The 25,345-nt window shown below is 36.9% G+C and carries 16 protein-coding genes and 1 tRNA gene; 5 read left to right on the forward strand and 12 right to left on the reverse strand.

The window, feature by feature from the left end; translation table 11 throughout:
• Positions 1-62: 62 nt before the first annotated feature.
• Positions 63-2,285, reverse strand: a complete 2,223-nt coding sequence (locus NTX65_06445; GenBank protein MCX6168957.1) for a S9 family peptidase — start codon at positions 2,283-2,285, stop codon at positions 63-65.
• A 21-nt stretch (positions 2,286-2,306) separates the two neighbouring features.
• A complete protein-coding gene (locus NTX65_06450) occupies positions 2,307-3,665 on the reverse strand; it encodes a M20/M25/M40 family metallo-hydrolase (protein ID MCX6168958.1) in 1,359 nt (452 codons plus the stop codon).
• A gap of 177 nt (positions 3,666-3,842) precedes the next feature.
• On the opposite strand from NTX65_06450, the gene NTX65_06455 reads away from it, so the two are divergent.
• Positions 3,843-6,122, forward strand: a complete 2,280-nt coding sequence (locus NTX65_06455) for a putative Ig domain-containing protein (protein ID MCX6168959.1) — start codon at positions 3,843-3,845, stop codon at positions 6,120-6,122.
• Between the two features lie 48 nt (positions 6,123-6,170).
• Here NTX65_06455 and NTX65_06460 read toward each other — a convergent pair whose 3' ends face one another.
• The 4 genes from NTX65_06460 to NTX65_06475 form a co-directional block, all read right to left on the reverse strand.
• Complete coding sequence (locus NTX65_06460; protein MCX6168960.1) at positions 6,171-6,764, reverse strand: transglycosylase SLT domain-containing protein; 594 nt, start codon at positions 6,762-6,764, stop codon at positions 6,171-6,173.
• Positions 6,761-6,964, reverse strand: a complete 204-nt coding sequence (locus NTX65_06465; protein MCX6168961.1) for a DUF350 domain-containing protein — start codon at positions 6,962-6,964, stop codon at positions 6,761-6,763. Before NTX65_06465 ends, NTX65_06460 begins: the two co-directional genes overlap by 4 nt.
• Before the next feature lie 155 nt (positions 6,965-7,119).
• A complete protein-coding gene (locus NTX65_06470; GenBank protein ID MCX6168962.1) occupies positions 7,120-7,332 on the reverse strand; it encodes a cold-shock protein in 213 nt (70 codons plus the stop codon).
• 137 nt (positions 7,333-7,469) lie between these two features.
• Positions 7,470-7,541: transfer RNA gene (locus NTX65_06475), tRNA-Asn, on the reverse strand.
• 256 nt (positions 7,542-7,797) lie between these two features.
• On the opposite strand from NTX65_06475, the gene NTX65_06480 reads away from it, so the two are divergent.
• Both NTX65_06480 and mce read left to right on the forward strand, forming a co-directional pair.
• Positions 7,798-9,477, forward strand: coding sequence for a methylmalonyl-CoA mutase family protein (locus NTX65_06480; protein ID MCX6168963.1), 1,680 nt, complete (start codon positions 7,798-7,800; stop codon positions 9,475-9,477).
• Positions 9,478-9,514: 37 nt separating this feature from the next.
• Positions 9,515-9,925, forward strand: a complete 411-nt coding sequence (gene mce, locus NTX65_06485; GenBank protein MCX6168964.1) for a methylmalonyl-CoA epimerase — start codon at positions 9,515-9,517, stop codon at positions 9,923-9,925.
• A gap of 47 nt (positions 9,926-9,972) precedes the next feature.
• Here mce and NTX65_06490 read toward each other — a convergent pair whose 3' ends face one another.
• A complete protein-coding gene (locus tag NTX65_06490; GenBank protein ID MCX6168965.1) occupies positions 9,973-11,241 on the reverse strand; it encodes a dicarboxylate/amino acid:cation symporter in 1,269 nt (422 codons plus the stop codon).
• Positions 11,242-11,465: 224 nt separating this feature from the next.
• Between NTX65_06490 and NTX65_06495 the strand changes: the two genes are divergently transcribed.
• Entirely contained in the window at positions 11,466-13,475 is a 2,010-nt protein-coding gene (locus tag NTX65_06495) for a M1 family aminopeptidase (GenBank protein ID MCX6168966.1), read from the forward strand.
• 108 nt (positions 13,476-13,583) lie between these two features.
• On the opposite strand, the gene NTX65_06500 is transcribed toward NTX65_06495, so the two are convergent.
• The 5 genes from NTX65_06500 to NTX65_06520 all read right to left on the reverse strand — a co-directional run bounded on the left by NTX65_06500 (position 13,584) and on the right by NTX65_06520 (position 22,376).
• A complete protein-coding gene (locus tag NTX65_06500) occupies positions 13,584-16,703 on the reverse strand; it encodes an efflux RND transporter permease subunit (protein ID MCX6168967.1) in 3,120 nt (1,039 codons plus the stop codon).
• Between the two features lie 12 nt (positions 16,704-16,715).
• The gene (locus tag NTX65_06505) at positions 16,716-17,822 is read right to left on the reverse strand and encodes an efflux RND transporter periplasmic adaptor subunit (GenBank protein ID MCX6168968.1); all 1,107 of its coding nucleotides are present in this window, start codon (positions 17,820-17,822) and stop codon (positions 16,716-16,718) included.
• A gap of 35 nt (positions 17,823-17,857) precedes the next feature.
• Entirely contained in the window at positions 17,858-19,204 is a 1,347-nt protein-coding gene (locus NTX65_06510) for a TolC family protein (GenBank protein ID MCX6168969.1), read from the reverse strand.
• A 135-nt stretch (positions 19,205-19,339) separates the two neighbouring features.
• Entirely contained in the window at positions 19,340-19,942 is a 603-nt protein-coding gene (locus NTX65_06515; GenBank protein ID MCX6168970.1) for a TetR/AcrR family transcriptional regulator, read from the reverse strand.
• A gap of 358 nt (positions 19,943-20,300) precedes the next feature.
• On the reverse strand, positions 20,301-22,376 hold the full coding sequence (locus tag NTX65_06520; protein MCX6168971.1) for a S9 family peptidase: 2,076 nt from the start codon (positions 22,374-22,376) through the stop codon (positions 20,301-20,303).
• A 361-nt stretch (positions 22,377-22,737) separates the two neighbouring features.
• Between NTX65_06520 and NTX65_06525 the strand changes: the two genes are divergently transcribed.
• Positions 22,738-25,341 (forward strand): TonB-dependent receptor, encoded by a 2,604-nt coding sequence (locus tag NTX65_06525; protein ID MCX6168972.1) that lies wholly within the window; start codon positions 22,738-22,740, stop codon positions 25,339-25,341.
• The last annotated feature ends 4 nt before the right edge of the window (positions 25,342-25,345 follow it).

Consider the following 25,345-nt stretch of genomic DNA (forward strand, 5'->3'; position numbering starts at 1 on the left):
CGTCTTCCGCGTTCTATTTTTAAACAAAACATTACTTCTGAGACACCTCCCAAATGAAAATTTTACAAATTCTTTTTCCAGAACTCTAACATTTTATTGTAGAGGTGTATCTGTGCGGGGCGATCATTTATCCCGTGCTGCCGCATCGGGTAGATCATCAAATCGAACATGATATTGGCTTTGATTAGTTCATCCATAAAAGCGTACGCATTTTGAATGTGAACGTTGTCGTCGTATGTTCCGTGTACAAGCATCAATCTTCCAGAAAGATTTTTAGCGCTCTTTACCAATGAAGTTTTTTCATATCCTTCCGGATTAACTGCTTCGGTTTTCATTACGCTTTCGCCGAATTTCGAATCATAATAATGCCAATCGGTTACTGCTGCAACCGCAATCCCTGCCTTAAATTCTTTTGAATGAGTCATTGCGTTAAGTGTAAATGTTCCGCCGCCACTCCAACCCCAAACTCCAATACGCGATGAATCAATGTATGACTGATTTTTAAACCATTTCACACCATCAACAAGATCTTTGAGCTCTACTTCGCCTCCCAAATTCTTCATTAACAAATTTTCAAGTTTTTTACTTATTGCTGTTGCGTTACGCGGGTCAATGAATGCAACAAGAAAACCATTATCTACTAAAACTTGATCGTAAAAAAGTGAACCGCGCCATTTATTCAAAACTTGCGGTGCAGAAGGTCCTCCGTAAACGTAAATAATGAGAGGATATTTTTTGTTTGGATCAAAATCCTTCGGTTTCAAAATCTCGGCGGGTAAAGGAAAACCATCGTGAGCCGGGATTGTAAATTGCACTGGTCTTTGCAAATCGAGTGACGCAAGTTTATCAACATCGTAAGTTCCGATCTGTTTTAAAAATTTACCATCATTTTTGTAAAGTGAAAGAACCGGCGGAGTTTTAATATTCGAGTAAGAATCAAAATAGTATTTTGCATCGGGACTGAAATTAATGGCATGAGTTCCTTCTTCCTGGGAAAGACGTTTCATTCCGGTTCCATCGAAGTTAATTCTATAAAGATGTTTTTCCGTTGCTGCTTTTTCCTGCGCGGTGAAGTATAAGATTTCATTTTTCTCATCAACCGCACTGATCGATTTTCTAACCCAATAAGCAGCACCTCCGCTTGCCGCTACTGCCCACTCTCCTTTTGTAACCTGATTGATCAACTTACCATCATTTGAGTATCGGTACAAATGAGCGTAACCGCTTCTTTCCGATGCCCAGAAAAATTCTTTTCCCTTCTTGATGAAATGAAGATCATCGGAAACATTAACCCAGCATGGATCCGTCTCTTTTAGAATCGGTTTTAACTTTCCAGTCCAACGGTCTGCAAAATATAGATCAAGCTCATCCTGCATTCTGTTCATTGTTTGAACTGCAACTTGTTTACTGTCAGGCAGCCAATTTACACGTATAATATATTCGTACGGATTATTTGAAAAATCCAACCAGGTAGTTTTTGAAGTTTCAATTTCCGAAACACCAACTTTAACAATCGGATTTGTACCGCCGGTTTTAGGATAACGCTGTTTAATAACATTTGGTACTGCGGGTTTAAAATCCGAGTAATACATCAAACTTACAGGCGACTCATCGGTTTGTAAGTATGCAATTGCTTTGGAATCGTTGGACCACCAATAAGCAACATCGGCACGACCGAAAACTTCCTCCCAATAAACCCATGAAAGTGTTCCGTTCAAGATAGTTTCTGAACCGTCGCTGGTAACAGCTTTTTCATTTTTATTCTTGATGTCATAGAAATAAATATTATTTGTACGGACGTAAGCAAGCTTTTCTCCGTCGGGAGAAAAATTAACATTCTCTTCATCCTCTTTTGTATTTGTGACCCGTTCGAATGTTGCATCTTTCATATTAAGAAGGAAAACATCACCGCCGAATATGTAAAACCCTTTCTCCCCGTTTTTATCTAATATGTTAGGCATTTGAAGCATAGGGGGAGTTTTTTCACCAAGAAATATTTTTAAACTCGTGATTGCTTTTTTCATATCCAAAGCCGGTTTAGAAACCGAAGTAGCAGGATCAAATAATTCGATGGTTCTTTCTTCGGCTGGTTTTTTAAAATCGAACATCATTGCCAAACCGTTATTCAGCCACTGAACATTCGGCAGGCGGGTCATCATCGCAGCTTCCGGACTATATCTCCACTCAATTGTAAGTTTTTTCTTTTCCTGCGCTGAAGTAAGAAGAGTAAAAAGAGTTAAGAAAAAAATTATTTTTACTATTATTCTATTGCTGATTACTTTCATTTTATTCTCCATTATATTTTTTTACCTAACCGGCAGAGGCCAAACAGGAAGACTTTCGTGTCCTTCTTCATCGACCGACTGAACCGCGAAGAAATAATTATCTTTTGAGTAAGGTAAGGTGATTTCAGTTTTATCGGTAAAGAATTTTTTCTCCCAAACCGGCAGATATGTTTCGCGCATCATGACAAAATATCCATGAGGAGTTTTGCCTTGCGGCGTTTTCCATCTCAGTGTTGTTGAATTAGTCAAACCGCTTACAACTATTCCTACATTTTGCGGAGCTTGAGGAGCGGATGCTAAATTTGCAAGAACTGCAAGATTAACCGATGTAATTTTTTTGGCGTATTCGAAATCTTCAAATTCCGGAAGGTCGCCGTATTTAATTCCATTCTCTTCCCGCACATTTTGATGCTGATGCTCATAATTTTCATTCATCTCACAAAATCGTACCGCGGTAAAACCTTCACGATTAAACGGAGTATGATCGCCGCCCCGTAGAAATCTGTCGTTGCGGTAGATCAGTTTTACTTCAAGCTGGTCAACGTAACGTTCACCAACTTCTTTAATATAACGCGCAAGTTGCCTGGAATTGCCGTCGCTTTCCGCATTTGTTGATTGACGAATTTTCTTCATCTCATCAGTTTCTAATAATGGAATTCCTTCACTAAAAACACGCACTTGCATATTGTCTTTAAGATCTGTTTCGCTGGAATGACTGTTGCTGATCATATCATTGTTGAGCATTGCAACAACTTCCCAATTCTGATCTTTAGCTTTTTTAGCAAGAAATGCTGAACCATTCAGTCCTTGTTCTTCTCCGGAAACAGCAACAAAAATAATTGTTGACGGGAAACTCTGTTTACTCATTACACGTGCTAATTCTAAAACCGCGGAAACTCCGGAAGCGTCATCATTTGCACCGGGAGCCATAGCAGTTGAATCGTTTGCTTCGCTGTTGCGCGAATCAAGATGACCGCTTACAATAAAAATTCTTTTATCATTTACATCAGTTCCTTTAAGAGTAGCCATCACATTTGTCAATAATATTTTTCTAACAATCCTTCTCCCATCGGGTTCAAGAATCAGAGAATCCAGTTTAACAGTTAACCTTCCATTGGATTCTTTGGCAAACTTTTCGAATTCAGATTTAACCCAATTGCAGGCAGCGCCGATTCCCTTCTCTTTATCTCCGCGCGTACTTAGAGTATGACGGGTCCCAAAGCTCACCATATTTCTTACATAGCTTTCCAGATTTGTAGCCGAGACTTCCTTTATCATCTCCGATATTTTTACATCGCGATTAATTAAATTTGTCTGTGCATACTCGATCGTACAATTGATTGCAAGAATTGCAAAAATAAAAAAGAGTTTATTTTTCATTACCTCTCCTCATTTTTTTGGAAAGTTATAATTAGAAATTAAGTACAAAATACACCGATTTTGATTTGAAGAAAAGCGTTAATATTATTTTCCAATTGTCTACATTAAAATAATTTTGTTCCAATTAATAAATCGGATTAAGTTGATATAAGAAATAACAAATCTTTTGGTGATAAAATGAAAAAACTGCAATTCGTATTTATCATACTTTTCTTTTCAGTTACAATCTCCACAGCACAGACCGAGCAATCAATTTTATTAAAAGACGGATGGAAATTTAAAGTTGGGGATAATCTCGAGTACGCCAAACCTGCTTTCGATGATTCACAATGGAAAGAGATTCGTGTTGATAAAATCTGGGAGGAACAGGGATACGATCCACTTGACGGTTTTGCTTGGTACAGAGTAAAAGTTTTTATTCCATCTTCGTTAAAAGAAAAATCATACTTGAAAGACAGTTTAAAAATTTTTCTGGGAAAGATTAACAACTTCGATCAGTCGTTTATCAACGGAAAGATTTTTGGAATTAATGGAAAGAATGTAGGCGAAGATACTCCAACCGATACATCATTCTTGAATTCACCAACAATATTATGGGATTACAATCGACGCTACACTTTATCTGTAAATGATCCGAGAATTTTATGGGATAAAGAAAACACAATAGCAGTACGAGTTTATGATCAAGGCGGGCAAGGCGGAATCTACACCGGCAATTCAGCTATAAGCATGGTTCACATCAGCGAATATCTTTCATTAGACTACGGACAGGTTCCGTTTATTTTCAAAAATAAAACCGTCTCAAAATCATTTACTATAAAGAATACATCCGATAAACTTACACTCAGCGGTAAATTTATTATCAAAGCAGAAAATAAACTGAACAAAAAAGTTATTTATGAAAAATATGCCGCGCTTAATCTTTTACCAAATACATTGCAAAAATTCGATTTCAGTTTGGTTAATCAGGATCAATCAAGCTATGTAAATTATATTTTTGAATTTGCTCACAACAAAGAGCAAATAACTTATCGCGAAGAGACGCCATATATCTTGACTCCGGAGCCGTCAGAGAAGCCAAAAATTAACGGCGCAAAAGTTTACGGAGAGCGTCCAAATAAACCGTTCTTATATACAATCGCTGCTACAGGCTCAAGACCCATGACCTTTGATGCGATAAATCTTCCGAAAGGTTTAGCAATAGATAAGAAAACTGGAATCATTACTGGGATTGTTTCTGAGAAAGGTGAAACAAAAGCCACTTTAATTGCAAAAAATAAATTTGGATTTGCAAAGAGAGAGTTAAAGATTTCCATCGGCGCAACTATTGCACTTACGCCTCCAATGGGATGGAACAGCTGGAATGTTTGGGGATTAACGGTTGATCAGGAAAAAGTTTTAGCTAGCGCAAAAGTTTATAAAGAAAAGGGATTAATGAATCATGGTTGGACGTTTATTAATATCGATGACGGATGGGAAATTGTTGGCAATTCGCCGGATGCAAAGCGTGATGAGAAAGGAAATATTTTATGCAATTCAAAATTTCCAAATATGAAAGCTCTTGGAGACAGTATTCACGCACTCGGATTAAAATTTGGAATATATAGTTCACCCGGACCGCTTACATGCGGCGGCTATACGGCAACATATCTGCATGAACTTCAGGACGCGCAATCTTATGCTTCATGGGGAATTGATTACTTGAAATATGATTGGTGTTCATATGATAAAATTGCAAAAGATACTTCACGTGCCGAGAGAATAAAACCATATCAAGTAATGCAAGATGCACTTAATAAAGTTGACCGCGATATTGTCTATAGTTTATGCCAGTATGGAATGAGCAAAGTTTGGGAATGGGGCGGAAGAGTTGACGGTAATTTATGGCGAACAACCGGAGACATAACAGATACATGGCAGAGTATGAGTGAAATCGGATTCAGCCAAATTGAAAATGCGAAATATGCTAAACCGGGAAATTGGAATGATCCGGATATGCTCGTGGTTGGTTGGGTAGGCTGGGGACCAAGTCTTCATCCTTCGAAACTAACACCGGATGAACAATACACTCACATTAGTTTGTGGAGTTTACTCTCAGCTCCGCTTCTTATTGGATGCGATTTAACACGCTTGGATAATTTTACTCTCAATCTACTAACTAATGATGAAGTCCTCGCCATAGATCAAGATCCTCTTGGGAAACAGGCAACACCAAAAATTAAAAAAGATAATATACAGGTGTGGGTAAAAGATTTAGAAGATGGAAGCAAATCAATCGGAATTTTTAACACAGGCGATGTCTCGCAAAAATTTGTACTTAATTTTTCAGAGATTGGTTTGGATACAAAAACAAAAATCCGAGATCTGTGGCGGCAAAAAAATCTTGGTGAGTTCGACGAAAAATTTGGGACTATAATTCCTTCGCACGGAGTTGTATTAATAAAATCATCCAAGTAAAAGTTTAGTTCTTCAGAAAAAGTAAATGAAGAGTGGTTTTAAAATTATTTATCTAATGAACGGCTTTTTTTTCTCAGGTAAACGTAATAGCTGCGAATAAAAGCTGTCTATTTTACTTACATAATTAATAGTTTCCTTATGTTTCCACCGCGGAACTTCCGGTGCAATCTGGCGAATACTGCTCCAAGAATTATGGTCTAAGTTTTTATCTTTTGCTTTCGACCGCGCTTTAATGATAGTTCCGCGTCCGGCGTTATAACTGCCCAAAGTAAATCTCTGTTTTTCGGGATCGATTCCAATTTCTTTCCAGCAATTCCAAATTGTGCGGTCATAATAAATTCCCGCTGCAATATTCCATTCGGGATCGTTTACATCGGTCAGCTCCGGGTTACGGCTTTGTACTTCAGCAAACGTAGAGGGCATCAGTTGCATTATACCTTTGGCTCCCACCTGGCTAATAGCATCTGGAGAGAGACCGCTTTCTGCAATTCCTTGAGCTTTAAATATTTTCCAATCGAATGCCGGTCCAAAGAATCTTTTACTGTACTTCCGGAATGTATCATCGTATTTCGAAAAAGATTTTTGGGCATATGCGTGAATAAAAAACGAAAAGAATAATATAAATAGAATAGATCGTTTCAATTAAGCGAACCCGCAATTATCAATGCTATAGCTATGAACAGTGCGCCGATGAAAATTGAAACAGCAATATTTCCCTTTTTTAATTCGTCTTCAAAATTAATTTTAGGCGAGAGCTTATCAAAAATTTTGTAAGATAAAAACATAAGAATAACACCAAGCACAGCGTAAAGAAAATTAATTCCAACAATATTCCATTCCATTTTGTTCTCTCAATTAATTACCGTTGATTAACTTTATCAAAATAATGCTTCATTTTCAAGTAAAATAAATTTATAGAAATTACTAGGCGTATTTAAAACAACAAACCCCGAACTAAGTCGGGGTTTGATGTTAGAAGAAAATTTCTACCGGGGAATTAGCCGATAACTTTTACTTCTTGAGCCTGCGGTCCTTTTTGACCTTGGGTAACTGTGAATTCAACTTTCTGACCTTCTTGAAGTGAACGGTATCCGTCACTAACAATAGCTTGAAAGTGAACAAAAACATCATCTCCGCCTTCGCGAGAAATGAACCCAAAACCTTTAGAACTGTTGAACCACTTTACGGTTCCTGTAACTTTGTCTGACATCTTAAAGATGCTCCTACAAAAATTGAAAAAATAAATTAATTAAACAGAGCATCTGAAGACTTTTGGTAATTATTAAATCATCAAAAACAAAATTGCTCTATAAAAAGGGATTTTCAATTTATATCGTAATTCCCTCGCTCCGCGGGCAAGGCTCGAACTTGCAACCCTGCGGTTAACAGCCGCATGCTCTACCATTGAGCTACCGCGGAATAAATTTGCGGGGTAAAAATAGATTTTGCGCATTCCTTTGTCAAGTCTGATTTAAAAATAAATTTTAGTCTTCAAATGTCCTTTTTTAAGACAAATACTTCTATCATTTAAAATAATAGGGTATTTATATTCAGCCACCGATTCAAAAAAATATTTTTCTTTAATTCATTTTCTTACATTAGTGATGAATTATTTCTAGAATTACACAGGTCTGATTATTATAATAAGTCTTTATTTATTGGAAAAAGAACAAATATGAATTTAGATACACTCAAAAAGAAAGTTCAGGAAGCTTACAATAATTGGGATAATAATATTTATCAGAAAACGCTTTCTAAATTTCCCGAACGTAATAAAGAATTTACTTCTCAGTCATTTGTCCCCGTAAAATCGCTTTACACTCCTCTTGATAGTAATGAGGAAGATTATAATGGAAAGTTAGGATTTCCCGGTCAATTCCCATTTACCCGCGGTATCCAGCCAACAATGTTTCGAGGAAAATTTTGGACAATGAGGCAATACGCCGGATTCGGATCGGCAAAGGAATCGAATGAAAGATACCGTTATTTATTAGCCCAAGGACAGAGCGGTTTGTCGGTCGCGTTCGATCTTCCGACTCAAATTGGCTACGACAGCGACGATCCGATGGCGCTTGGTGAAGTCGGGAAAGTTGGAGTAGCAATCGACACACTTGCCGATATGGAAATATTGTTCGATCAGATTCCGCTTGATAAAGTTTCAACATCAATGACTATCAACGCTCCGGCTTCTGTTTTACTTGCGATGTATATCGCAGTTGCAGAAAAACAAGGGGTCAGCAGAGATAAAATAAGCGGAACAATTCAAAACGATATTCTAAAAGAATATTTTGCTCGCGGTACTTATATTTTTCCGCCCAAACCTTCAATGCGGCTCATAACAAATATATTTGAGTTTTGCGGAAATGAAGTTCCGAAGTGGAATACTATTTCTATTTCAGGTTATCACATTCGCGAAGCCGGTTCTACCGCATCTCAGGAAATTGCCTTTACACTTGCTGATGGAATTGCATATGTAGAAGCCGCGATTAAAGCCGGGCTGGATGTTGATGAATTTGCCGGACAATTATCATTTTTCTTCAACGCACACAACGATCTTTTAGAAGAAGTAGCAAAGTATAGAGCAGCCAGACGTTTGTGGGCTAAGATTATGAAAGAAAGATTCGGAGCCAAGAAAGATAAATCTCAGATGCTTCGCTTCCACACGCAAACAGCAGGTTCAACCTTAACCGCACAGCAAACTGATAACAACATCGTTAGAGTTACAATTCAAGCATTGGCTGCGGTTCTTGGCGGAACTCAAAGTTTACACACAAATTCCCGAGATGAAGCGCTCGCCCTCCCAACTCAAGATTCGGTGAAGATCGCACTTCGTACTCAGCAAATTATTGCCCACGAGAGCGGAGTTGCCAATACTATTGATCCGCTGGCTGGTTCTTATTACGTTGAATCTCTAACAGATCAGATTGAAAAAGATGCGGAAGAATATATCCGGAAGATTGATGCAATTGGCGGAATGATAACCGCGATTGAGGAAGGATATGTTCAAACCGAAATACAAAAAGCCGCATATCAATTTCATAAAGAATTGGAACGAAATGAAAGAATTGTTGTTGGTGTAAATAAATTTGTTGATGAGAATGACAATCCCGGTGAACTGCTCAGGCTGAATGAACAGATTCAAAAGAATCAAATTGAATTTCTGAATAATGTACGTGCTAAAAGAAATAAAACAGAAGTCGAGCAAAAACTTGTTGCACTTAAAGAAGCAGCTAGTTCCGATACAAATCTTATTCCGTTCATTATTGATGCTGTAAAATCTTATGCAAGCATTGGAGAAATTTGTAATACGATGCGCCAAGTTTTTGGCGAATATAAAGAACGGGTGATAATCTAATTCTTGAAGTAACATTATTCATTCTTTCGAGGGCAAAATGGAAATTACACATATAGAACACATTGGTATTGCGGTAAAGAATATGGAAGAAGCTATAAAGTATTACGAGGAAGTTCTAGGTTTAAAATGTTATTTAGTGGAAGAAGTAAGATCCCAGAAAACTAAAACAGCTTTTTTTATGGTGGGACAAACTAAGATCGAACTGCTAGAATCAACAGATCCACTTGGACCGATTGGAAGATTTATAGAAGCCAAAGGAGAAGGGATACATCATATTGCTTTTGCAGTAAATAATCTGCAAGACTCTCTTAATGAAGTTGCTGCCAAAGGGATTCAATTGATTGATACCGAACCTAAAAAAGGCGGCGACAATATGAATATCGCTTTCCTTCATCCAAAATCAACAAGAGGAGTTTTAACAGAACTCTGCGAAAAGATTGAAAAATAATTCTGTTTCCACTTCTCTTTTTCACTTTCCTTTATGTAAGAAAGCATCTATTGTTTTAATTCAAATCCTTCCGACCGGGCAATATATGCCGCGCATGTTATATCTCCGGTAACATTTAATACTGTTCTGCACATATCTAATAGACGGTCAGCACCAAGAATAATCGCAATTCCTTCTACCGGAACATTCACCATCGCAAGCACAATTACAAGAAGTGGTATCGAACCGGAAGGAACACCGGCAGAACCGACTGCAGTTAACACACTCATTAGAACAACAATAATTTGAACTCCCAGGGATAAATGCACGCCAAAAACCTGTGCAAGAAAAAGAACCGTTACTCCCTCGAAGAGAGCTGTACCATTCATATTCATTGTTGCGCCGAGCGGTAAAACGAATCCGGTGATCTGAGAAGGGATACCAAGATTATCTTGGGCTACCGAGATTGTGGTTGGTAATGTTGCGTTGCTAGAACTGGTTGAGAATGCGGTAAGCATAACCGTTTCTATTTTACGGAAAAATTTCAGCGGGCTATATCTGGCAAATATTTTTAAAAGTATTGGAAAAACACCGAATTGATGCAGCGCTAATCCCAGTAATACTGTAACAATATACATGCTGAGCGCAACCAGCAAATCAAAACCAAAACGTGAAGTAACGCTGAAGATTAATGCTGTTACTCCGAATGGCGCAAGTTTCATTGCTATATTTATTACAACTACCGTAACATCATTAATTCCTTCCAATAATTTAATCAATGGCGCTGCACGTTCTTTGCTAATTATTGTGAGAGCAATTCCAACTATCAAAGAGATAAAAATCAGAGCCAACATATCTGGATTCGGTTTTGCGACAGCGGTAAACGGATTACGCGGGACAATATTTACAAATGTCTGAATTCCAAATTCAGTTTTCTCTGTAGCTTCTTTAATTTCCGCCGCCTGTCCTTTATAAGAGGCTAACAATTGAGTTTTAGTTTCCTCGGGCAGATAGTCTCCGGGACGAATAATATTGACCAAGACTAAACCAATAGTTGCAGCAAGAGTTGTAACAAGTAGAAAATAACTAATTGTTCTAAATCCAATTCGTCCGAGTTTTTTTAGGTCTCCTATCTGTGCTACTCCTAATGAAAGACTAGCAAAGACTAAAGGGATAACCATCATGATAAGGAGGTTTAAGAATATTTTCCCAAGCGGATCACTAAGGTATCTTTGCACAAATATTAAAGCAGGTGCTTCGGGAAACAGTATGTTACATGCTACGCCAGCCACTGCACCAAAAACCAAACCAATAAAAATTTTAGTATGCCGCTTCATAGAAAAAATCCTCAATATTAATATTACCGGGTGTCAATGATTTTTCAAAAAGTATACATTAATACGTTATACCTTCCGTATCTCTAATTACAATTATAAGGACAAAAATGAGAAAAATGATGAATATTCTATTTTCTAATTTCTCCCAAACTTGTATCAGAATAAATCCCTTTCTCTTCACCAGATTGTTGAATATCTTTTACCGTAAAAACTAATGGACTGATATGCAAAGATATTTTCTTGGGTTTATTCTTTTTTTAATTTCTTTCGCTTCTGTATTTCCCCAAGATGCTGCCGATTTTTGTTCTAAGGGAAAGATAAAAGCGTTTGCCCGGTTGAATAAAACATCTCACGTTTTATATCCCGGTGACAGCAACATAAATGTTACCTATTACAAATTGAATTTGACAGTAACAACCAATCCAAATTTTTTAAATGGAATTATAACTGTTAAAGCCCGTCCGGCTAATTCTTCCATCAACTCATTCTATCTGGATTTGGTAAATGCGTTACATGTTTCATCTGTTAAATTAGACGGAATAAATTTGAATTTTTCTCAACCATCCGGCAGCAACCATCTTGTAATAAATCTTGATAAAACTTACGCACTGGGTGAAGAATTCTCTGTGGACATCACCTATGGAGGTAGACCAACAAGCGGTTCCGGGTTTATAAGTCAAGCTTCATTTTCTTTTCGCGATAGCACATCATCCTTTTATAAAACGGTAGTATCTTCATTGAGTGAGCCTTATGGCGCAAGAGATTGGTGGCCAAGTAAAGATACACCCGCCGATAAAGTTGATTCATCAGACGTTTGGATAACAGCCGATAAATTTTTTGTCTCTGTTTCAAACGGATCATTGGAAGGAACTGTTGATAATTCCGATGGAACAAGAACTTATAAATGGAAAAATCATTATCCCATCGCAAATTATTTGATTTCGATTGCGATGACAAACTATCAAACAATTAATGATCAGTTTGAATACGAACCTGGAAAATTTCTTCCGGTGGTGCATTATTGCTATCCTGAAAGAATAGATAATACAAGAAGAAATGCCGTTGCAAAAACTATTGATATGCTAAAAATCTTTTCTCAAAAATTTGGACCTTATCCGTATTTAAAAGAGAAATACGGTCATGCGGAATTTGGCTGGGGCGGCGGAATGGAACACCAGACAATTACTTCAATGGGTAGCGGTGCTATGAGTTACGAGACTTACATCGCTCACGAATTGGCTCATCAATGGTTCGGCGATAAAGTAACATGCAAAGATTGGCAGAACATTTGGCTGAATGAAGGATTCGCTACTTATTGCGAAAAGCTTTACTGGCTGTATGAATATGATCAACCGACTTTTAATTCTGTTGTAAACAACATGTTCGCTTCTGCTAAAACTGCGCAAGGAACAATATATGTTCAGAACATTAACGATGAAAGACAAATTTTTAATTCTGCCAGATCTTACAACAAAGGCGGTTCTGTTCTTCACATGCTGCGCGGAATTGTAGGTGATGATAAATTTTTCCAAATCATGCGTGAGTATGCAAATGAACCCGGACTTGCATACAACGTTGCGACAACAGAAGATTTTCAACGGGTTGCTGAAAGAGTTTATGGTCAAAGTTTAGATTATTTTTTCAAGGAGTGGATTTACGGTGAGAATTACCCGAATTATTTTGCAGAATGGAGTTATAATTCCGATGTGAACGGTACATATAAGATTACTCTTAAGCTAACTCAAACAGCAAATTCGAATCCAAAATTTTTTACAATGCCAATTCAGATATTAATTACAACCACGCACGGAACAAGCAGACAAACGTTAATCAATAATTCACAAATACAAACATTCGATCTAACTGTCGACGACAAACCAACTTCAATTCAGATTGATCCGGATAATTGGATTTTAAAAAACATTTCCGGAATTGTTTCTTTAGAAAATGATGATCTACTGCCGGGCATCTATTCACTCAATCAAAATTATCCTAATCCGTTTAATTCCGAAACTCTCATTCGTTATAATCTGGCAACCGGCGGACATATTTCATTAACAGTGTATGACGAACTTGGAAGCCTAATAACTAAAATAGTTGACGAGATAAAACCTAAGGGCTTGTATGAAGAAAAATTCGATGCAAAGAAATTCAATTTATCAAGCGGAACTTACTTTTATACTTTGCAAACTGATAGTTTCACTGAAACGAAAAAAATGATTTTACTTAAATAATTTTGACCAAAAAGTATTGATGATATTTAAAGTGAAAGTCTTAGTAGCAAAATATCTTTGATTCATCTGCCACTAAGACTCTAACCTGCCTGTCGGTAGACAGGATCACTAAGCTTCTAACAAACTCTGTCTTTTATTTCTTCTATTCTTAAAATAATTTTTTACTCTTTGGCCCGCATGTTCAAAATCGATATATAGAACTGGAATTACTACTAGCGTAAGTACAGTTGTCGCAGTTAATCCACCGATTACAGCTCTTGCAAGCGGAGACCAAGTTTCAGAACCCGATCCCATTTCAATTGCAAGCGGAACCATACCGAGAATTGTAGTTAATGCCGTCATTAATACCGGTCTCATTCTTGCCTTACCGCTGAATTCAACAGCTTCGTATAATTCCATTCCTTTATGTCTTTGTTGATTAATATAATCAACCAGAACAATTCCATTATTTACTGCAATTCCCACAAGCATAACTATTCCGACAAGAGCCATTACTCCCAACTTGGTTCCGGTTATTGCAAGAAAGATGAATACACCGATTATTGAAAGAGGAACCGTGAACATTATTATCAACGGATCTACAAAAGATTCGAACTGTGAAGCCATTATCATGTAAACCAATAATACTGCGGCAATGAATGCTAATCCTAAATAAAAGAATGCTTCCTGTTGATCTTCCGCGGTTCCGCCGAGTATGATCTGATAATCAGAGGGAACCGGCGTATCGGCTATAATTTTTTTTATTTCAATTACAGCGGCGGAAAGATCGATGCCTGATAATCCGCATCCGACTGACACAAACCTATTTTGATTTTCTCTATAAATTGTCGGACTCGATTGTTCCTCGACAATGGCGGCTACGTCTTTTAATTTTATTCTGCCGCCCGTTGGTATTGCAAGCTCTATCTGTTCCAGAGATTCTTTTTTGTTTCTGTACTCTTTAGCAAACTGAACATATATGTTATACTCATCACTCTTTTCACGGAATTGAGAAGCGACTTTTCCTTGAATAGCCGTTGAAATATTCCCCGCGACCTGAAGTGTGGATAAATTATAATGGTTTAATAAATCCTTGTTGAGATGAACTTGCAACTCCGGAGTTTCTTCTTTTGTGTTCAAAGAAATGTCAACCAACCCTTTCACTTTTTCCATTTTGGATTTCAATTCATTCGCAATTACTTTTGCGCCGGCTACATCAAATCCAAGAACTTTTACTTCAATGTCTTTTTCGGTTGTGAATGCTGCATTCTCCATAAATGTATATGTAACGCCCGGCATCTGATCAAATTTTTTTCTCAATCTATCCTGTATTTCAAATTGCGATGTTTTTCTTTTTTCCTTTGGAGTCAATTTTAGAAAAAGCTCGATAGTGCTTGCGGTTGTACCAAATGCCGCAATACCTTCTCTTTCACCATAAAATATTGACAGAGATTCAACTTCCTCTTTATTAACTACTTCCTTCACAATATCTTCAATTTTATACGCATAAATTCTTGTTTGTTCAATAGGAGTACCCGAAGGTGATTCCATCATAACATCTATTATTCCTTGATCGGATTTAGGCAGAAACTCACCGCCAAGCAACGCCGCTAATCCGCATGATAGAATGAATAGAACGGTAACAGAAATTAAAATTGTTTTTCTATGATAGATTGACCAGTGCAAAATTCGGCTATACCAATTCGTAAATCTAATTAGCCAGTCACCCATTTTATCTTTAATCCTTGTAAAGCGGTTCTCTTTCTTTTTTGTTTCGAGCTTTAGAATTCTTGTTGCCATCATCGGCACGATTGTAACCGCAACAATTAACGATACAATCAAACTGTACGAAATTGTAAGTACCATATCTTTAAATAACTGTCCGGTGATGTTTGGTACGAATAAAACCGGTACGAATACGGATATGGTCGTTAATGTTGATGCGGTAATTGCCATTCCTACTTCTGTTGTTCCGACATCGGCAGATTCTATTAGATTTTTTTCCATCTCTTGATGACGGTAAATATTTTCGAGCACAACTATAGAGTTATCAACCAACATACCGATCGCAAGCGCAAGACCGGCCATGGAGATTATATTCAAAGTAATATTCGCCGCATACATTACTGCAAAAGTTGCTATTACAGAAAGAGGAATTGAGATTCCCATTATTATGCTTCCGCGTATATTTCTTAAAAAGAAATAGATTACAACAAACGATAAGACGAATGCAATTATTGCGGAATTCTTCAAGTTGTTTACGGACTGCATAATGAATTCCGACTGGTCCCACATTTGGCTCAACTTTGTACCCTGTGGTAAACCTGCAATAATATCGGGAAGAGCTTTTTTAATATTTCTGCTGGTCAGAACAGTATTGGCATCTGATTGTTTCATCACGAACAACATAACACCTTCGCCGTAATCTGCCCTGACCTCATTTGTATTTTCTTTGTATCCATCTTCTACATTTGCAACATCACTGATGTAAACCGGCACACCGTTTTTATATGTTATGATTGATTTCTTAATCTGATCTAACGATAAATATTCACTGAGCACACGCAAGTTATAGTTCTTGCCTTTAGTTTGAATTGTCCCGGCGGGCTGCAAACCGCTCCCCTGTTGAATTGTTAACAAAACATCATTGGGAGATAAATCGTACGATGCTAGTAAAACGGGATTAATACTAACATTTATTTGTCTTTGCTGACCGCCCATAGTTTGAACTGAAGCCACACCGTCAACTCTTTCAAGCAATGGTTCAATTTTTTCTTCGGCTAATCTTCTTATTTCTGCAGGCCCGAGATACGGAGAACTTATGCTGAAATAACCTATCGGCATCATCGATGGATCGAAGACAAAGACAACCGGTTCGGTTGCATCGGTTGGTAAAAAATCTCGTATATAATCTAAATTTTTTCTGATATCGTTTTCTGCAATGTCCATATCGGTTCCATATTTGAACTCAAGCATTACAACAGAGGAACCTTTGAAAGATTGTGAACTAACTTTTGCAATATTTTTTACAGATGAAACAGTTTCTTCGACTGGTTTGGTTATCAAGTTTTCAATGTCTTCAGGTCCTACACCCGTGTAACTTGTAATTACACCAGCAAACGGAAAAGTTATATCCGGGAAGAAATCAATTTTTAATTGCGAAAAGGAGAAGAAACTAAATAAAATTACAACTGCATAAATCATTACGAGTGTAATCTGCCTTTTAATAGAAAATTTTGTTAGTAGCATATTTTCATTCCCTTATTCAATTACATTAACAGTCTGACCTTCCTTGACAATATTCTGCCCAACAATTATTACCGAGTCGCCAATATTAAGTCCGTTCATTATCTCTATTTGTCCGTTATTTGCAATTCCCGTTTTTACTTCTTTCATCTTTGCTTTGTTTTTCTCAATTATAAACAAATAGTATTTTTTAAATGTGTTTTGCAAACCTGTTTCTCTATCAATTTTGATTTCAGTCTGGGGGATTAAAGAAACTTCAGGGACAACTAAACTATTAGCAATATTTTTCGTCTCAATTAAAAATTCACCGAACATACCGGATTTTATTCTACTGTCTTTTGAGAGAATCTCAATTTCAACTTCCATTGATTTTGACGTCTGATCGATTGAAGTATTTATTTTATCTACTCTGCCGTCAAATTCCACACCTGGAATTGTAGGAAATTTAACACTAACTCTTTGACCGGCTTTAACATTATGAACATCCTCACCAGTCAAGTAAATTTTCGACTTCATCTTTGAAGGTGAAATTACCTGAACAACCGGTTGACCAATATTAATACTCTGATTGTTTTCGACATATAACGCTGCAACTACGCCGTTAAAAGGAGCTTTTACAAAACTATTTTCGTACAACTCTTTAGCCTGTTCATACATAGATTTTGCTTGCTCTAATGAATGATCGGTAGCTTCCTTGGCGGTTTTTGCCTGGTCGTACTGCTGTGGGCTAATTGCTTTTTGAGAATGAAGTTGATTCATTCGTTCAAAATCTAATGCAGACAATTTTGCCTGTGCTTCCGCAGTTTTTAATGCTGCGCTTGCAATATCCAATCCTTGCCTAAGGATTTCATTTTTTTGTTCAACAAGAATTTGATTTTGCTTAACAGCCTGTCCCGGTGTTACATTAATTTTCTTAACATGTTCGGCAACTTTGCTGTAAACAATTACATCTTCATCGCTCTTCACTGAACCGGTCGACCTTATGTACTTTGAAATCGATTCCGATTTAACTTTATAAATTTTTACCGGTACAGTTTTTTCAACATTCTCTTCTTTTTGTTCCGAACACCCGATCAAGACTAATACAATCAAAGAAATTATTAAAAATATTTTGTTCTTCATTTTATCCTCCCGCAGAGCGGTCAATTTTGAAAAAATTATTGCCAGATTTTATCTAATAGCCCAACCGACTTTAGTAAAGTCAATTGACTAACATTGTAATTATAGATTCCCTGTAAATAATCGTTTCTACTTTTTGTATAAAGAAGTTCTGCATTCAAAACATCTAGTTGATTACTCATTCCTTGAGTATAAAGCACATTTGAGATACGCAGACTTTCTTCAAATTGGTCCAGTGCGTCTTTTAGGCTTTGCAGATTTTTTCCCGCTTCTGTATAACTGTAGTAGCTTTGTTCAATATCCAATTCAGCACCGATCTGCATTTGTTTTACATATAGATCCATTTGTTCGCTTTTTATTTTCGCAATTTGAAAATCTAGCACTCGCCTTCCCCCTTCGAATAGCGGCCATGAAAAAGAAAGCGTAATAGATTTGGATCTTATGTAGTCGTTCCATCTGACTTTTGCATTATCCATTTGAGCGGCATGATCAACACTTGCGGCAATAGCCACAGAAGGTGCAAATTGACCAAGGGCAATTTTCTCACCCGATTTGGTTGCTTCCTGCTGATACTTTAATGCTTTGATGTCATTTCGATTTTCTGTCGAAAGTTTTTTGAATTCCTCAAGAGAAATTTTTGAATACTCATTAAGAAATTCAGTTTTATCAAGTAAATCAGTGACTACCAGTGAATCAGTTAATGGGATGTTCAATAAAGCCTTAAGTCTCTGCGCAGATAATTTTTTATTAGAAAGCGCCGATTCCAGCATTGGAAGTGTTGACGAATATTGAGCTTTAGCTCTTTGGAAGTCCAATTCTCTAGCAGTTCCGGCATTGTAAAATTTTTCAACTTGATCCAGATTTTCTTTAGCTACGTTAACCGCGTCTTCAGCCGCTTTAGATATTTCATTCGAGAGAATAATGGCATAGTATGCCTGCATCGAATTTAAAACGGTTTCTTCTTCTTTTCCCTTTAATTCTTCACTCAAAGATTTTTTTATGTTGCTTTGAATATCGTGGTTAAACCACCGGCTTCCGCCTGTGAACAGCGGGAGCGAAAGACTTAACGAATGCTGGAAATTGTATTGCGTTCCCACAACAAATCGTTGACCCATAAATATGAATACAGGCAGCTCAACATTCTTCTGGATAATTCCCTGGTATGATAAGGTTGGTAAAAAATAGGTTAGCGATTTCCATGTTTCAAGATCTTGTGCATCATAATCGAGAGATTTTAATTTGAGACCAAGATTATCTTTCAGTGAAATATCAACAACATTTTTCCAAGATAAATAAATAATCTTCTTCCCACTTTGTCCTTCGGCAGAATTCCACAAAAATGCTAATAACAAAAAGATAATCGACGCATTCTTACTTCTAATCATAAAGATCACCTCTGTTGTTCTTATAAAAATCTCTAAACAGTTAATGATAAAACTTTACAATAGATGTATGAGTCTCTTTATTTGTTACAAAGACATAACATTCCATGTAGAATAAACTAATCTAAAAATTAGAATTCAGTCCTTAAGTTCTTTATAAAAATTATCCCAGAGTGTAAGTATTTCCGGAAATAAATTCCCCACCTTGCCCTCTAAGAGAAGACGTAAACTGATACCGTTATTTGAATAAATAAACATACGGGCAATTTGTTCGTCAGTCATTGGCGAGGAAAACTCTTTTTTGTTTCTTGATGATTCAATGACTTTCGTCCACGTCTTTAGTTCATCGTTTAGAACTTCCATCATTTTATCTTTAAAGCCCGGAAAGAGATTCATTGAATCAAAAAGTATTGTAAAATAATTGATGTTTACACCTTCATCCCAGTTCTTAAGAATTTCTTTTAATTCACCCAGAACTTTCTTTTGTTGATCGATGTAATCATGATAGAATTCAAAAAGTGAATTCTTATTTAGTATGCCGTAGTCAATCATCATATTCTTGAAATAGAAGGTATCGACAATTTCAAAGAACAACTTTTCCTTACTAGGGAAGTAATGATAAAAAGCACCTTTGGAAAGTCCCGTCGCATTTACAATTTCATTCATCGTCACTTCTTTGAAACTCTTTTGTAAGAAGAGACTAAATGCTGTTTCAAGTATATGTTCTTTTGAATCGCTCATAAACCGACCGTTTGGTATGTCAAACTTAAAAATTCCTATTATTCAATACAAGAAAAGATTCTAATAAGTCTCACGTATTATATTTTATGCTTTACACTGCTATAGAATCGAAATGTGTTACAACTACTATCAAACATGCATGCTGCTTTATAAATTTATAATGTACTCGGAATTTTTATTAAACCGGTTGAAGATGAGACTAAGCCGAAAGGTTAGTACGAAGTAAAGTTCGACGCCCAAAAACTTAACTAATACATCGTTTTTTATTATAATCTAGACACTGAAAATTTTACCTAAATCAGAAAGATGATATTCTTAAAATAAAAAGAGGCGTTTCATCAACGCCTCTAAAATCTGGTTATTCAAACTGAAGATTTCTCACGAGTTTTTTACTGTCCCATGGTGCGGGGTCACCACCTAAATATTTATGAAACCATTCCAGATGAGAGTTATAATAAAGCGGCATCGATTTCAAACCACTCGGCCAATGCCCATCGTTTTTAAAAATTATTAATCTCGAATCAATTCCTTTCTTCTGCAATTCCGTAAAGTAGCGGATGCTTTGTGTGTAAGGAATCCGGTAATCTCTTTCTCCGGTAATTATTAGTGTGGGTGTTGCAAAATTTTCTAAGTATTTACTAGGCGACATTTTTTCGTAATCATTCGGGTTATTCGTTTTCGATTTTAAATCCCAATTTGCGAACCATAATTCTTCCGTTTCATCTTTAAATTCAGTCAGGTCATAAATTCCCATCATCGATGCAAGGCATTTATACCTTCTTGTTTTTGCCTGAAGAAGATTCATGAAGTAGCCACCGTACGACCATCCCATCGCGCCTATTCTTTTCTTGTCGACATAAGGAAGATTTTCAAGATAGTCCGTTACTTTCATTACATCCTGATAAACTTTACCATCCCAGTCACTTGAAATAGCTGCGGTAAATTTTTGCCCGTAACCTGTTGAACCATGAGGATTGGGAAAAGCAACTATATAACCGGCGCCGGGATATACCTGCCAGTCGGCACGAAACGAATCCATCCATTGCATTTGCGGACCGCCGTGAACATTTATAACAAGGGGATATTTTTTCGCCGGATCAAAATTGTGCGGCTTCACAATGAATAAATGAATTGGAGTTCCATCAGCACCTTTAACCCACACCTGCTCTGCTGGTCTGATATCAACTTTCTCCTCAATCTCTTTATTGAAAAAAGTGAGATCTCGTTTCTCGGATTTTTTAAAATCGAACCGGGCAATATCAACTGGTTTGTAAACGTAAGAATATGTGTAAACAATAAAATCATTTTGGGGAGAAAGAGTGAAACTTGATATCGCCAGGTTCTCAATTATTTTTTTAATCTCAAGTGTCTCAATATTGATTTTGAATAATGGCTGGTATCCTTTTTCGTGTCCGGTAAAATAAATTGATTTGGAATCGTTCGACCATTCAAAATCGTTCACCCAATTATCAAATGCTTCAGTTATAATTTTACTTGTTCCGTTTTTTCTATCGTAAATCGCAAGCCGGATTTTATCGGATTCATAACCCGGGACAATTTGGGTTTGATAAGCAATATATTTGCCATCCGGAGAATATTTTGGATTGGAATCCGAACCTTGGTTCGCTGCTGTAATATTTTTTAATCCGGTTCCGTCGGCAGAGACTACCCATACATCAACATTTGTTGACGATTCCGGGTGCGATACTCTTTTGGAATCGAATGTGATTTCTTTTGAATCGGGAGAGAATGAATAGTTGCTGCTTCCGCCTGCCGCAAATGCAGGTGAATCGAAATAACCGGGAGTTACATCAGAGACACTTTTCTTTTCTATATCATAAACAAAGAGATGAGTATACTGTCCGTCTGCATATTCGGTCCAATGTCTAATAAAAAGACTGTCTGCTAAGTGGGCTTGAACCGGTCCGCTCTCCATTGCCTGACTAATTTTCTTATTGCAGTTTTCATCAGCACCGCACTCCGGAAAAACCTGCGCGGTAAATAAAAAATATTTTCCGTTCTCAGATAGTTTAGGAGAAGAAATACCCAATCCGTATTTCGTAATTTGAGTTGCTTCTCCACCCAACAGTGACAAATGATAAACTTGTTCCGATCCGTCGCGTGTTGATACAAAATAAATTCCTTTATCGTCAATACTCCAAATTGGGTTGTAATCGGCTGCGGGATTTGTTGTTAACTGTTTTATGTCCGAACCGTCAGTGTTCATTAGGTAAATGTCGGTATTGGATTTCGATTTGTGTAAATCAGTTGCAGTAACCGTAAATGCGATCTTTGTGCCATCGTGTGAAATTACTTGCGAGCCGACATTTTTTATTTTATAAATATCCTCAATTGTGAAAGCGCTTTTCTGAGCTGAAGTAATTGAGGCTAAAATCAAAAACATTGTTGTAAACAAGAAACACTTCTTTATCATTTTACCTCCGGATTAATATTTTATTTTCGCACTGAAATTTAAGAAGAATATTTATCAGCAGCACAGGTTCAATTTTTTCCATCTAATTAATTATTTGTTCAAAATAATATTCAAACCTCAGTTCGTCATTTCAAAAGTATTATTATTTCAATCAGATATTATTTTTTACAATACTAAGAGGAATTTTGTAGAGACCAACAACTGATCTTCCAAACACAATACTTTTATCTCCAATTCAAACTTCATTTTCGTTTAGATTATTGCGTGTAATTAAACAAATTCTTACTTTTAATTGCATTTAAGAGCATTTGTCTTATTCTAATTTAATCAACTATTTCAAAATAAATAGTGAGGGATGCAAATGAATTGTAAGAAACTATTTCATTTAATTTACATTCTACTCTTCATTTTCTCAACGGTCCAATATTCACAGCAAAACAAACTTCACGGAACAGTGAAAGATACAGACGGCACTCCTCTAGCCGGAGTCAATATTATAATAAAGGGAACTAAAACCGGAACTACTTCCGATAATTTGGGAAGATATTCCATAAACTATAATTCACCCGAAGATATCATTGTGTTCAGTATGGTTACTTATAAAAAACAAGAAATAAAAATTTTGGGAAAGACAGAATTGGATGTTGTTCTTGTAGGCGGTCTTGAATTGAATGAAATTTTTGTTGTTGGCACCAGAAGTTATAATAGATCTTTAACTGATTCTCCTGTTGCAGTTGATGTTCTGGATTTAAAAGATATTGCACCCAAGCTTGGTCAATCCAATATAAATTCAATTTTGCAGTATGTAGCGCCTTCATTTAATTCGAACAGACAATCTGGTGCAGATGGCGCAGATCATATTGATCCGGCATCAATACGCGGTTTGGGACCGGATCAAACTTTGGTTCTTGTTAACGGAAAAAGATATCATCAATCTTCACTGATAAATCTTTTTGGTTCTAGAGGAAGGGGCAACACCGGAACAGATTTAAATTCAATTCCACTCTCCGCGATTGATAGAATTGAAATACTACGCGACGGTGCGAGCGCACAATACGGCTCCGATGCAATTGCCGGAGTAATAAATCTTGTTCTTAAAAAAAGTGTCAATGAATTTAACGTCACTGCGAATACCGGGGCTCATTCTGCAGCCTTTCGCAAAGACCGGGATTTTGACGGAGAAGAATTTAACTTCGGCGGAAATTACGGCGTCTCTGTTGGAGAAAACGGATTCGTAAATATGACATTAGATTATTCACGTGCAGGAAATACAAACAGACCGGCAGATCCAAAACTTTATTCGATATACAGAAATCAATTTGGTGACGCGGCTTTTAACAACTTCGGTGTATTTGTTAATTCAAGATTTCAGATAAATAACGATGCAACTTTATATGCATTCGGCGGATTGAATAACAGAAATACAGATGCATATGCATGGACGCGCGATCCGTCCGATAGTTCAAGAAATGTTTATTCAATTTATCCAAACGGTTTTGATCCGCATATTTTATCAAATATAAAAGACCAATCAATTTCAGCCGGGATCCAAGCCAAAATCGGCGAATGGGATGTTGATTTCAATAACACATTTGGTGTAAACCGATTTCATTATTATGGAGACGGTACACTCAATTCATCACTCGGTGATAAATCCCCCACCCGTTTTGATGATGGTGGTTTTCAACTTTCTCAAGCAACAGCATCGTTCAACATTACACGTTACTTCAAAGAATATTTACATGGATTAAACGTTGCGTTCGGCTTAGAATATAGAATTGAGGAATATCAGATTTTCGCCGGCGAAGACGCCTCATGGAAAAATTTCGGAATAATTGATACGGTAATTAATAATAGAATCATGCAGGTTGATGTACTTGGTAAAGCAGCCGGCGCGCAAGGATTTCCAGGCTTTCGACCCGAAAATGTTTTGGATGAATCAAGAACAAATCTAGGCGCGTACGCAGATCTTGAACTTGATGCAACTTCTAATTGGATGATCGGAGCTGCTGCCAGGTGGGAGAGCTACAGCGATTTCGGAAATTCTCTTAATATAAAATTTGCATCAAGATATAAAATTACAGATGATTTTGCATTGCGCGCTTCCGTAAGCACGGGATTCCGCGCTCCTTCATTAGCACAAATTTATTTTAATTCAACATTCACGGATTTTGTCGCCGGCGTTCCAATAGACAAAATTATCGCGAAGAACAACAGTCCTATTACACACGCTCTTGGAATTCCTTCACTGAAACAGGAGACAGCAGTAAACGGCAGTTTGGGATTTACATTTACTCCATTTGGCGGTTTAACCGCAACCGTTGACGGCTACTATGTAAAGATCAAAGATAGAATCGTACTAACCGGTGCCTTCACTAGTGACGATCCGGACATAGGAACGACACTCACGGAATTAAATGTCGGAGCTGCTCAGTTTTTCACGAACGCATTGGATACCAAAACAACGGGTTTAGATGCTATTCTAACTTATTCCAAAAACTTTGATCAGCATCTTTTAAAATTTTCATTTGCGGCGAATTTTAATTCTATGGAATTAGGAACCATAAAAACCAGTCCAAAACTAAAAGGCAAAGAAGATATTTATTTTGGAAGACGTGAACAGGCTTTTTTATTGGCTTCGGCTCCAAAATCAAAAATGACTTTCTCAATTGATCACAGTTTTGACAGTTTTCATGCTTTACTCCGGTTCGTTTATTTTGGTGAAGTTAAGCTGGTTGATTGGAACGACGCTGATAATATTTATGATTCAAAAGTTACAACGGATTTAAGTTTTGCATACGATTTTACAAAAAATCTTACGTTAATTTTAGGCAGCACAAATCTATTTGATGTTTATCCCAAACAAATGGATCCCGCAACAACGGAATCCGGCGGTATGTGGGATGCGGTACAAATGGGATTCAGCGGAAGGTTTGTTTACGGTAAAGTCATTTTCAAATTGTAATTAA

Source organism: Ignavibacteriales bacterium (genome assembly GCA_026390795.1).
In the GTDB taxonomy this organism is placed as follows: domain Bacteria; phylum Bacteroidota; class Ignavibacteria; order Ignavibacteriales; family Melioribacteraceae; genus Fen-1258.